We start from the raw sequence: 11456 nt of genomic DNA, 5'->3' as shown, positions 1-11456 counted from the left end.
GCTTCGATTGCACCACGACTGCAAAGCCCCAAAACGTTATGTGCTATCATAAAGACTGAAAAAAACTGAATGACAATACTTTTAGACATAGACGGAGTTTTAGAAACGACACCTACTTGGCGACGGGTAGAGATACTTTCTGACGGATTTATGAAACTGAATGAAAAAGCACTTGAAAACTTATCAATCCTTCTCAAAAGGACAAACGCTTCAGTCATTTTGACAACAACTCATAGAATAAATTATGATGAAGAAAAATGGAAAGCAATTTTTAGATTAAGGGGGGTGAATTTTGAAACAATATCAAAAATAAACAACAAAACAGAATTAAGTCAATTGCTTGATAGAGGAACTGAAATTAAGGAATGGGTTGAAAACAAAGAAGAAGAAAATTATGTCATCATTGATGATGATCAATCCATAAACGCTTTACCAGACTATATAAAAGAACGTTGGGTTACGACAAGACCATCAATCGGGTTTGATAAAGAAGCATTAGAAAAGGCGTTATTAATCTTGACAGTTAACTCAAAATTTGCTTGTCCTTGTTGTGGACATAAAACCTTTACTGAAAAACCAAATGGAACTTACGGCATTTGCCCAGTTTGCTTTTGGGAAGACGACCCAGTTCAACTCGACGACCCAAGTTATGAAGGTGGAGCAAATCTAACTTCATTAAAGCAAGCGCAAAAAAACTTTTTGAAATTTGGAGCTTGTGATTTGGATATGAAGCGAAATGTAAGAGCTGCGAGTATAGAAGAACCAAAAGATAAGAATTGGAAACCATATGATTAAAAATAACAGCACATAACAAGGTGTTGCCAAAAGTGTGACTGGACAGCTTCGATTAAACTTTTTTGCTACAAACCCCGCCTTCGTCAAGCGGAAAACCGTTAACTGTTATTTTGAAATACAGACCGTAAAAATGAACGACAAGAAGAATTACATATTTACATCAGACCGACTTGGATTTAGAAATTGGAATCCTACCGACATTGACAAAATGCACGAAATAAACTCTGACGAAAAAGTAATGGAATTTTTCCCAAGTATTCCGACAAAAGAACAGACAACAGAATTTGTTGAACGAATGAAAAATCAATTTGAAGACAAAGGTTTTTGCTATTTCGCAGTTGATAAACTTGAAGATAATGAATTCATTGGGTTTATTGGACTTTCTGAGCAAACTTATAAAGCGGATTTTACACCTTGTATTGACATTGGTTGGAGAATAAAGAGCTGCGAATGGAATAAAGGTTTTGCTACAGAGGGTGCAAAAAAATGCCTTGAATATGCTTTCAGTGAATTGAAACTTGAAGATGTATATTCAATTGCACCGAAAATTAACACAAAATCGGAACACATTATGACAAAAGTCGGAATGAAAAAACAATATGAATTTGAACATTCTCTATTGACAAACAACGACCGACTTAAAACTTGTGTATTATATAAAATTGAACAGAAATAAAAAGACAGCTAACATCGTATTGGAAATAGTCGGGCTGGACGGCTTTGTTCGAAGATGATCCAATACGTTAGAGTTTCCGATTTATAATTTTCTTACGTTCTTCACGCGGTGTCTGATGAAAGTGTTTCTTGTAATTTGAGCTAAAATGACTTACATCGTAAAAATGGAGCTCTCTCGCTATTTGATCAATGGTATGTTCAGGATGTTGTGCTAACAGTTCTCTTCCTTTGTAGATGCGTAAGGTCAGGATGGTTACGTTGATGGATGCTGATCGACCTTCGAATACGCGATGCAAGCTGCGGGTGGAGCAGTTTAGTGCTTCGGCAATACGTTCTGCGGTTAGATTCTTTTCCATAAAGTGCTTACGTATATAGGCCATGGCTGCGTGATACAGTTGAATCTGTGCTTCCTCCTTGATTTGTTCGCTTTGCTGTTGGTACAGATCAACATAATTGCTATAGAGCTTCAACGCGAGTTGGCCGATATGGTGAAGCGAAGAAAAAGGACCGAAAGATAGTTTACGGAGGTTATCTAATAGTTGGCGTTCCCGATAAGACAGACGCACCGTTCTATAATCACGAACTTGTTGTTCTATTCGCGCCCGAAGAGGGGCAATTTCTGCTAGGAGTTGCTGCTGTGCTGCTCCTTTGACTCCAATAAATAGGAGCCACTGTTTTTCGGCAGTTAGGGTTAGACAACTGTCTTCTTCGGGAAGGATAAATGCGGTAAAAGTGCCCGATTCATTGATGCCACCGTGGGGGAGCGTGGAGTTTCCCTGCAATTGGATACCTAGCCATAATATGGCTGTATTGAAAAAAGGTAAGTGCAAGTCGATAAGCGATTCGGTGCTGCCTTTGCATTCATAAAGAACGAAATCTTGCAATTCGTAATAAAGCGCATGTAATTTCTCTCCGGTCATTGATCGGGTTGCTTGTGGCAATACCGAAAAATGCATGCTTCTAACGATATCTTTAGGAATCGGTCTTGCGGCCGCAGTCTCCTGCCATAATTTGAAGATATTGTTTGAAGCCATTAAAAAGTTTATGAATCGATACGACCTTAAGATACAAATTTTAGCTCGTTATTGTATTTCCTTATAGATAATAATTGATCCCGACAGTAGCCCAATTCAGGAAATGGACATTTATGCTGCGGTGGGAGGCGTTATGAGGCCTTGGCAGATGGACCAATAAAAGTCAAAAATGAAAACGGAGCACATTTTAACTAAAATTGCTCCGTTTTAATAGATAGTGAAAATAAAAATGTCTTATGACATTAAGCTCTTGCTAAGATTAGTGTGCGACAATACCGATATACAATGGGTTCTCAGTGTCGTCTTTTTTACCGCTCAACATAATGGTATAATAATAACCTTGGCGGAAACTGTAGCTTTCTCGCGTGGCTAATGTTGTACCGTCAGCATCGGTAATTTTTAACGTCATATTTCCACTGCTTTTCGCTACAAATTCTTGGTGGGCAACAGCGGTTGCTCCGGTTTCTGTGGCGCGGTTGGTAAATGTGGCAGTGGTCTCGCTACCAATGATGAGATTAATTTCTTCCGAATCGTTTGCTAGATTAAGAAAGCGGAATCCACTATTCATCCCTAAGTTTTCGATGCTCTTATCTTGTGTCATCGCAAACCGAGGAGCGGCTTCTGTACCGAATATGAAAGAAGAATAGGCCATGCTATCTTTAATAGTGACCGTTGTATCGAGGATCGCTTTGTTCGTGCCATAGGCATACACCGCGATGTTACGGTTTCCGATGAGCATTGTGGCTGGAGAAAACGATTTGTAAGGTAATGGAATGGTCCCTCGGTCGGTGCTGTAGTATATGCTGCTGGCATCCGGGTAGGAGTTGATAAATGTCATATACCCCATAGGCAGGATTGTCGAGTCGTCATCTTTTAAACAACTAGTGAACGTAAATATGCCTGTAACGAGGCAAAGTAAAAATGATATAGATAACTTTTTCATGCGTTGTTAGTCTTTTCCAAATAGTACGTAACGGTTTCAGGTTTTGCTACAATGTTTAAAAAAAACTTTCAAGATGATAATGAATAATAGACAAAAGCATGCTCTTTTTATGGTTAGAACAGGCTTTTTAAAGGAAAATATTTTTAAATCTCAGGCAGCTGTAGTGTATGAACTACAATATTTAATTCAAAAGAAATACTATTTCTCAAAACTGTTGTTATAGTCGATATTTGCAGTGAATGAGAATGTTGCTAATGAAATTTCATGCTTTCCCCTTTGGGCTTAAAATCTTACTCTGTATGTTTTTAGGACTCCTATTAGGTTGTCTATTAGGAGAATTATTGTTTCGACTTACAGTTGGGAGTGGGGCTCTTTTTTTTCGTGCTTAGAATTAAAATTAAACACCTCGATAATTCTGGGGATACTGCTTTTGGGAGCCATATCACGGAGTTTCTTAATACGTTTGGCACGCTTGTATACCTTAAATTTTTTATTGTCTTTATACAAGTTCCAGTTCATAAGGAGAACACTGCATAAAACAACAAGTAGTCCAATAACTTGAAGTGAGGTCACTTGGTGATTGGTGAAAAAATGTGCTAAAGCCATGGCAACGATTGGGTTGACATAAGCGTAGGTGCTGACTTCCGTTGCGGGGCGATGTTGCAGCAGCCAGATATAACTACCGAACGCCAGTATGGAGCCCATAGTAGCCAGATATAGCATTGCTCCCCAGTCGACTAGTAAGACGTTGCCTATATCGAAACGGGCATATTCGCCATTGATAAGCGCAACCAATGTAAAAGAAACACCGGCAGAAACCATCTGCCACGCTGTTTTGACCATGACATGTAGATCTTCCTGCTCTTCGTTCTCACCATTATTCTTATCCCGCTTTTCTTTGCTGTATTTCGATATCAGCGATCCTATCGTCCATCCTACAGTGCCCAATAGGAGTACAGCCATCGCTATTACTTTCATTTTTTGATCTGAGCCAGCCTCTTCTTGTGTGAAAAGCTGCTCTGCGAAGAGCAGAAATACACCGACAAAACCCGACAACAGTCCCAGTACAATAGGGAAACTTGAAAAGTTTTGTTTCCACTTGGGTTTGTCAAATACAATAAACCAAATAGCTGCTGCAGATGATAAGATGGTGACAATCGCACTGGATATATATTGTTCCGACCATATGATGGCAGCCATATCTACAAATAGGAGTAGAAATCCAATAAATAGCGCATCTTTTACGACAGATTTAATATAGAGCTTGTAGCCGCGTAACCAACAGAAGCTCATCAGTAAAGAACCTGCTATAAAGAAACGGATAGAGCCTAAAACAAAAGGACTAAAGCTCCGCAACGCCTTCTCGATGAAAAAGAAAGTGGATCCCCAAACGATATATACAACGAGGTAAGCGAAAATTATTCCTGTAATCGCAGGATTTGCTTTAGACACTTTTGTCATAATTGTTATTTCTTTGTTGGAATAACCAACTTTTGTTCTTCTTTTACTGTTTCCAAAACGATGGTGGTACGGGTAGAGATAATGCCTTCAATCTTTCCTAAGGAGTTCCGCATCAAATCTACCAGACCTGCGGCGTCGCTGGTGCGGACCTTGATCAGATAACCGTCGTCACCTGCGATATCGTGTACTTCCTGCACTTCGGGAATTTCGGCCAACATAAAACCAACTTTTTGTTCGCCGATAATATCCTGTGCTTTGATGAAAATAAATGAAAGCAATTTTTGATCAAGAGCATTTGGATTTATCTTGGCATTATATTGTAAGATAACCTCTTTCTGTTCCAGTTTTTTTACGCGCTCTAATATTGCCGAAGGCGCCATGCCTAATTCGCGTGCGATGTCCGCATTGTTCGTACGCGCATTATCTTGCATAATCCGCAATATCTGATAGTCGATCTGATCTAAATTGTATTCAAGTTTTGCCATAGTGCTGCAAAGATAATTATAAAAGAATTATGTTCAAAATTTAATAAATAAAAATGAACATAATTCTCTGTTTATTTGTTTTTGTGAAATTTTAGTTCTTTTGAAGGGTTCTGTTTTGTAGATTGTTCTTTTGCATATTTGTGCGTTTTTATGTGGTATTTTTTAAATAAAACGCTTTGCAATGCGGGAAATACTGGCCTAAATAACTAGATTTGTGTTATAAAACTACATAAAACCGTGCACATAGCAGATAAATTAAACCAACTTTCTTCGATTTTACAGGGTGATTTGTTTTTTAAGGCGGAAGAGTCCTTGCATCAAACCATGCGTTTTGCCTACGCGACCGATGCTTCTGTTTATCAGGAGCTTCCTTTGGCTGTAGCTGTTCCGAAAAGCAAGGAGGATCTGCAAGCGTTGATTGGCTTCGCTCAGCAGGAAGGTATCACACTTATTCCTCGAACAGCGGGGACCTCATTGGCGGGGCAGGTCGTTGGAAAGGGGATTGTTGTTGATGTTTCTCTGCATTTTAACAAGATTCTGGAGGTGAATGAAAAAGAACGTTGGGTGCGCGTGCAGCCTGGGGTCATTCGAGATGATTTGAATCATTACTTAAAATCCTTTGGTTTGATGTTCGGACCGGAAACTTCTACTGCGAGTCGCGCCATGGTCGGTGGGATGATTGGGAACAATTCTTCGGGGTTGCACTCTATTGTATGGGGAGATACACGTCAGAATCTGCTCCAGGCAAATGTCCTGCTGGATGATGCTTCTGAAGTGGTCTTCGAGCCATTGGATGAACAGCAGTTGTTCAAAAAGTTGTCTTCTGATTCGCGAGAGGGGGCTATTTATAGGGCTTTTTCTAATTTATTGACAGCCCCTGCACACGTGACCGCAATCCATCATGGGTATCCTAAAAAATCATTGACTCGAAGAAATACAGGCTACGCATTGGATTTTATGGTCGACACATCAACGCCATTCAATCTGTGTCAATTGCTTGCTGGCTCGGAAGGTACGATCGGTATTGTAACCGAAGCGAAATTGAAACTTATGCCGCTGCCGGAAAAAGAGATAGGATTGCTGTGTGTGCATTTTGATGATATGATTTCCTGCATGCAGGGCAATATAGTTGCTTTGCAGCACCATCCGGAGGCATCGGAATTGGTGGATAAATACATTCTAGATTTCACCGTTGGACATCCTACTTATCAACATAATCGATTCTTTATTGTGGGTGATCCGCAAGCGTTGCTTATTGTGGAGTTTAGGGCTGCAGATGCTTCGACCTTGCAGGTGAAGGCGCAAGCTTTGGCGGATGAATTGCAGCGTAAGGGCTTGGGATATGCTTATCCCTTCGTAACAGGAACCCGGGAAACAAACCTAGTTTGGGACGTGCGCAAAGCGGGTTTGGGATTGATACGGAATCTTCCGGGGGATGAACAGCCTGTCAATTTGATTGAGGATTGTGCTGTTTCTCCAGAAGACTTACCGGCATACGTTGCGGATGTGCAGCAGCTGTTGCGCGAGGAGGGGGTGCATGCTTCTTATTATGCGCATGCTGGTGCAGGTGAATTGCATATTGAGCCTTTTGTCAATTTGAAGACTGCCGACGGAAAAAGGAAGTTTCGCCAAATTTTAGAACGGACGACTGATTTGGTGTTAAAATACAACGGCTCTTTGAGTGGGGAGCATGGCGACGGTCGTTTGCGTGGTGAATTTATTGGGAAGGTGCTTGGCGAAGATGTTTATAAGCTTCTGCAACAAACGAAGGCTATTTTTGATCCAAAAGGCGTATTTAATGCCCATAAAATTGTCGATACACCACCTATGGATACGGCGTTGCGCTACGATCAATTGGCGGATGGAAAAGCTATTCGTACGTATTTTGATTTTACAAAAGACGAAAGTATTCTGCGTCTCGCTGAAAAATGTTCGGGTTCTGGTGACTGTAGGAAAACAGAAATGACCGGTGGAACAATGTGTCCTTCCTTTATGGCAACGCGAAATGAAAAGGATACTACCCGGGCGCGAGCTAATATGCTAAGGCAATTTTTGACCAACTCTACGAAAAAAAATCGGTTTGATCATGAGGAGATTAAGGAGGTGATGGACTTGTGTCTAAGTTGTAAGGCTTGTAAGAGTGAGTGCCCCTCGAGCGTAGATGTGGCTAAGATGAAGGCCGAGTTTCTTCAGCATTATTACGATGAACATGGTGCTTCGTTTCGATCAACGTTGATCGCTAATTTTACAAAAAGTCAACAGCTAGGGGCTTACGTGGCACCACTTTATAATATGGTTGTCAATACAAAGTTATTGGCGAATACCGTTAAATCCATTGTCGGGTTTGCGGCAGATCGTTCATTACCTACTGTGCATTATCCTACGCTTTCAAAATATATACGGGGGCAGCAACAGCCTGTTCAACAACGTAAGGTATACCTCTTTAGTGATGAGTTTACTGAATATAATGATACGGCCATTGGTATAACGGCTTTCAAATTGCTATCAGCACTGGGGTATGAAGTGATTGTGCCCCGGCATGTAGAAAGCGGCCGGACTTATTTGTCTAAAGGGTTTGTGAAAGAAGCGAAAAAGATTGCCAATAAGAATGTAAGCATGTTGTCCGATGTGGTTACGGGGGATAGCCCGCTCTTGGGAATAGAACCGTCTGCAATTTTGACTTTTCGGGATGAATATATCGACTTGGTGGAAGAATCGAAGAGGGCTCAAGCACAAAACTTAGCCCGTAACACGATGATGATTGATGAATTTCTTGTTCGTGAGATGGAGGCTGGTCGAATCCATCGGGAACAATTTACAGCAGCTGAACAACGAATCAAACTACATGGTCATTGTTATCAAAAGGCTTTTCATTTGGTAGGATATACAGAGAAATTGCTTTCTTTTCCTACGAACTATTCGGTAGAGGTGATTCCTTCGGGATGTTGTGGTATGGCCGGATCTTTTGGTTATGAGAAAGAACATTACGCTGTGTCTATGCAGGTTGCTGAATTGGTGTTGTTGCCTGCTGTACGTGCTACGGATGAAAAAACACTGATAGCAGCGGCTGGTACTTCTTGCCGTCACCAGATTAAGGATGGAGCGCAGCGTGCTTCTTACCATCCGGTAGAAATATTGTATGATGCATTGTTGAAGTAAAACATTTTTTACGATCTTTTGTTATTCAAGCGGAAATAAATCCATTGATAATTATTGAACCAAGAAAAGTATTAAGAATATATCGTTGAAATAGTCAAGTTTTTACGAGTGAAATGAGCTCATGTATTCCAATGAAATCTAACACGCATAAATAAAAAAACATATGAAGAAAATATTTTTAAAAGGCGCTATGTGCATTACCGTTGCCGGTCTACTAGCTAGCTGTGGAAATGGCGCTAATACGGAGAATAAAGATCAAAAAGAATCGGCAGCAGATAGAAAGTTGGAGCAATATGTCTTAGATGCCAAAGCGGAAAATCCATCGGTATTTCTGTCTATTGTGGATACGGAACAAACGGACTCTTCGGCTGTCTATACGGTAAAATCGTTGCGTGATCAGGATACGATTGGCTTGAAACTGGAAGTGCTGAAGAACGTTCCGCCAGGAATCACGGTTGATGGAACGCCAGATAACGATGCTGGATTTACGAAAGGAGCGGTTAAATTTACATCGCTTGGTAAAGAGTCCGATAGTTTCTTACAGGCTTTGCGTGGTTTGTACAAGCAGTCTGGCTCGGATAAGATGACGGATACGACTTTGCAGCCACTGGTTTTCTTCTCGAGTAAAACGGAGATTGACCTGACTAAAAATGGTACCTATAGCTTTAAACTCTTTTTTGGTAATGGAGTTGGTGCAGAGGCAGAGGCCTTTTTGGTACTAGATTTATATAAACGCCTGGTCGAATTTAAATCCAAAGATAGTACGCAGTACCCACGTCTTATCGCTGCCTTTGAAGGGAAATAGGGCGTATTACTCAATTTTATATCGTCTTGAAATGTAGGTTGTATGACCTAATTTTCAGACCGACTGAGAGAAACTGTCGCTTGCTTTGCAGCGATGGTTTCTTTTTTTTGCGTCTTATTGTCGCTTTGATGTACCTTCGTACTATCCGGTGAGGGGATTAGCGTAGATGATAAGTAAAAAGCGAAGCTGGTGAGCAAGGAGATGACTATTTTTTGCATGATGTTTGTAGATGGACGTGAAAAGATTTTATTCTTTTGATTTTGCGTTATTCAAAGATAGATGCTCCCGGAGCGTCGCCACAGTTGGATTAGGCTGGAGGCCGTATTTTGTCGGTGAAATGTTGTGATTTTTCGGTAAAGCAAAAATGATATTTAGTAAAATATGATCAATCGTTTGTTTGTAATTGTTGGTTTGACTGTTTGTGTGCTATTGGTGCTGGGACAGGAAATAGCCACAGAAAGAGTGACGCTGGGTAAATTAAAGGATAGCCGACTGAACGAGCTATCGGGCCTGATAAAATCGTCTAAACAGTCCGATATGTTTTGGACGCATAATGATAGCGGGGATAGTGCCCGTATTTTTTTGATAGATGCAAAGGCGCAGTTAAAAGGGATTTATTATTTGGAAGGAACGCATCTTGTGGATGCGGAAGATATCGCTACTTTTCAAAAAGATGGTAAATCTTATTTGCTGGTCGCCGATATTGGGGATAATCAGGGCAAACGCAAAGATATCCAGCTTTATGTTTTTGAGGAGCCTGATTGGACATCGGATCAATTTATCTATCACATTCCCAAGAAGAATATTAAAAGGATAAACATGCAATACGAGGATAAAGCGCGTGATGCGGAAGCTATTTTTGTAGACCCGCTTGATTTGAAGGCCTATTTGATTTCGAAACGTGATTTCCAGGTTGGTATTTATCCCATAGATCTCAGCGCGGATACGAAAGATCGGCATTTTGTGTTGAAACCGTCGCTTCATTTACCGTTGACTTTTATCACAGCAGCTGATATTTCGCGGGATGGCAGCACTATTTTAATAAAAAACCTTGCACAGGTTTTTTTATGGCGACGCAATGCAGGGAAGTCCATCGCGGAAACGTTAGGGGCTAAACCAGAGACGGTTGTATACACCCCCGAACCCCAGGGGGAGGCGATCTGTTTCGATGAAAAAAATACTTTTTTTTATACGGTAAGCGAACGTCCTTTAGGTTTAGATGCTTATCTTTATCGCTATCACATACAGTCAAAACTTTAAAAAAAGAATATACATTTTGCTATGAAGTATCCATTATTGCTTGTGTTTTTTTGTTTCCTCTCTCAAGTTTATGCCGCTCAAGTTGATACAATTGCTGTTTTCAGTAAGAAGATGAATAAAGATGTGAAAGTGGTTGCGATTTCGCCAGAGAAGGGTAAAGCATCATCTACGCTTTATTTATTGCATGGTCACTCTGGAAATTATTCCAATTGGGTAACAAGTGCGCCACAGATCAAAGAGCTTGTTGATCGTTTTGGCTATTTGGTCGTATGCCCGGATGGTGGATTTGATAGTTGGTATTGGGATACGGAAGATGCGAATTATCAATATGAGAGTTTCATAACGAAGGAACTGTTGCCTTTTATTGAAAAACGTTTCCAAGTTGGATCTACCCGTGCAAATCGGGCAATCACAGGGCTCAGCATGGGTGGGCATGGTGCGCTTTATCTGGCATTTAAACACCAGGATTTGTTTGCCTTTGCCGGCAGTACGGCTGGAGGGGTGGATATTCGTCCTTTTCCTGATAATTGGGGAATGAAGAAACGCTTGGGGGCCTACAGTGAGAATCCGCAGAAATGGAACGAGCATACCGTTATGGAGTTGACGCATTTGGTGCAGCCTGGCGCTTTGCAGTTGTTTATAGATTGTGGAACAGGCGATTTTTTTTACGAGGTCAATAATAAATTACATGAAAAGCTGACGTATCTAAATATACCTCATCATTATTTGACTATGCCGGGGCGACACGATTGGAATTATTGGTCGCGCTCCATCGCTTATCAAATGGAGTTCTTTAACCAATGTTTTCAATCTAAATTTTCCACCAAATAGACCAATAG

11 protein-coding genes are annotated in these 11456 nt (G+C 40.7%); 6 read left to right on the top strand and 5 right to left on the bottom strand.

All coding sequences use genetic code 11. The annotated features are described in order from the left end of the window. Positions 1–69 precede the first annotated feature (69 nt). Both ACSZOX_RS18205 and ACSZOX_RS18200 read left to right on the top strand, forming a co-directional pair. Positions 70–795 (top strand): CPCC family cysteine-rich protein, encoded by a 726-nt coding sequence (locus ACSZOX_RS18205; RefSeq protein ID WP_437921614.1) that lies wholly within the window; start codon positions 70–72, stop codon positions 793–795. A 130-nt stretch (positions 796–925) separates the two neighbouring features. After that, positions 926–1471 (top strand): GNAT family N-acetyltransferase, encoded by a 546-nt coding sequence (locus ACSZOX_RS18200; RefSeq protein WP_437921613.1) that lies wholly within the window; start codon positions 926–928, stop codon positions 1469–1471. Positions 1472–1538: 67 nt separating this feature from the next. Here the strand turns inward: ACSZOX_RS18200 and ACSZOX_RS18195 are convergent, their stop codons facing one another. The 4 genes from ACSZOX_RS18195 to ACSZOX_RS18180 form a co-directional block, all read right to left on the bottom strand. Then, positions 1539–2504: a helix-turn-helix domain-containing protein gene (locus ACSZOX_RS18195; RefSeq protein ID WP_437921612.1), complete on the bottom strand. Its 966-nt coding sequence runs from the start codon at positions 2502–2504 to the stop codon at positions 1539–1541. A 259-nt stretch (positions 2505–2763) separates the two neighbouring features. Then, a complete protein-coding gene (locus tag ACSZOX_RS18190) occupies positions 2764–3447 on the bottom strand; it encodes a DUF4397 domain-containing protein (RefSeq protein ID WP_437921611.1) in 684 nt (227 codons plus the stop codon). Between the two features lie 351 nt (positions 3448–3798). Further along, the gene (locus ACSZOX_RS18185) at positions 3799–4908 is read right to left on the bottom strand and encodes a DMT family transporter (protein ID WP_437921610.1); all 1110 of its coding nucleotides are present in this window, start codon (positions 4906–4908) and stop codon (positions 3799–3801) included. A gap of 5 nt (positions 4909–4913) precedes the next feature. Continuing rightward, complete coding sequence (locus tag ACSZOX_RS18180; RefSeq protein ID WP_437921609.1) at positions 4914–5393, bottom strand: Lrp/AsnC family transcriptional regulator; 480 nt, start codon at positions 5391–5393, stop codon at positions 4914–4916. A 237-nt stretch (positions 5394–5630) separates the two neighbouring features. Here ACSZOX_RS18180 and ACSZOX_RS18175 point away from each other — a divergent pair, with 237 nt between their 5' ends. Continuing rightward, the gene (locus ACSZOX_RS18175) at positions 5631–8552 is read left to right on the top strand and encodes an FAD-binding and (Fe-S)-binding domain-containing protein (RefSeq protein WP_437921608.1); all 2922 of its coding nucleotides are present in this window, start codon (positions 5631–5633) and stop codon (positions 8550–8552) included. A gap of 163 nt (positions 8553–8715) precedes the next feature. Continuing rightward, positions 8716–9357 carry a hypothetical protein gene (locus ACSZOX_RS18170; protein ID WP_437921607.1) on the top strand — a complete coding sequence of 214 codons (642 nt, stop codon included), beginning with the start codon at positions 8716–8718 and terminating at the stop codon, positions 9355–9357. Between the two features lie 47 nt (positions 9358–9404). Here ACSZOX_RS18170 and ACSZOX_RS18165 read toward each other — a convergent pair whose 3' ends face one another. Further along, complete coding sequence (locus tag ACSZOX_RS18165) at positions 9405–9575, bottom strand: hypothetical protein (protein WP_437921606.1); 171 nt, start codon at positions 9573–9575, stop codon at positions 9405–9407. Between the two features lie 163 nt (positions 9576–9738). Here ACSZOX_RS18165 and ACSZOX_RS18160 point away from each other — a divergent pair, with 163 nt between their 5' ends. Both ACSZOX_RS18160 and ACSZOX_RS18155 read left to right on the top strand, forming a co-directional pair. After that, on the top strand, positions 9739–10617 hold the full coding sequence (locus ACSZOX_RS18160; protein ID WP_437921605.1) for a hypothetical protein: 879 nt from the start codon (positions 9739–9741) through the stop codon (positions 10615–10617). A gap of 21 nt (positions 10618–10638) precedes the next feature. Continuing rightward, positions 10639–11448, top strand: a complete 810-nt coding sequence (locus ACSZOX_RS18155; protein ID WP_437921604.1) for an alpha/beta hydrolase — start codon at positions 10639–10641, stop codon at positions 11446–11448. Positions 11449–11456 lie beyond the last annotated feature (8 nt).

The sequence above is a fragment of the Sphingobacterium sp. LRF_L2 genome, assembly GCF_965644235.1.
Taxonomy (GTDB): domain Bacteria; phylum Bacteroidota; class Bacteroidia; order Sphingobacteriales; family Sphingobacteriaceae; genus Sphingobacterium.
The sequence above is the reverse complement of the archived record's forward strand: the minus strand, read 5'-3'. Positions and strand labels throughout refer to the sequence as shown.

Coding starts and splice junctions, on each gene's coding strand:
- ACSZOX_RS18205 (WP_437921614.1), top strand. CDS start 70: ATGACAATACTTTTAGACATAGACGGAGTTTTAGAAACGACACCTACT.
- ACSZOX_RS18200 (WP_437921613.1), top strand. CDS start 926: ATGAACGACAAGAAGAATTACATATTTACATCAGACCGACTTGGATTT.
- ACSZOX_RS18195 (WP_437921612.1), bottom strand. CDS start 2,504: ATGGCTTCAAACAATATCTTCAAATTATGGCAGGAGACTGCGGCCGCA.
- ACSZOX_RS18190 (WP_437921611.1), bottom strand. CDS start 3,447: ATGAAAAAGTTATCTATATCATTTTTACTTTGCCTCGTTACAGGCATA.
- ACSZOX_RS18185 (WP_437921610.1), bottom strand. CDS start 4,908: ATGACAAAAGTGTCTAAAGCAAATCCTGCGATTACAGGAATAATTTTC.
- ACSZOX_RS18180 (WP_437921609.1), bottom strand. CDS start 5,393: ATGGCAAAACTTGAATACAATTTAGATCAGATCGACTATCAGATATTG.
- ACSZOX_RS18170 (WP_437921607.1), top strand. CDS start 8,716: ATGAAGAAAATATTTTTAAAAGGCGCTATGTGCATTACCGTTGCCGGT.
- ACSZOX_RS18165 (WP_437921606.1), bottom strand. CDS start 9,575: ATGCAAAAAATAGTCATCTCCTTGCTCACCAGCTTCGCTTTTTACTTA.
- ACSZOX_RS18160 (WP_437921605.1), top strand. CDS start 9,739: ATGATCAATCGTTTGTTTGTAATTGTTGGTTTGACTGTTTGTGTGCTA.
- ACSZOX_RS18155 (WP_437921604.1), top strand. CDS start 10,639: ATGAAGTATCCATTATTGCTTGTGTTTTTTTGTTTCCTCTCTCAAGTT.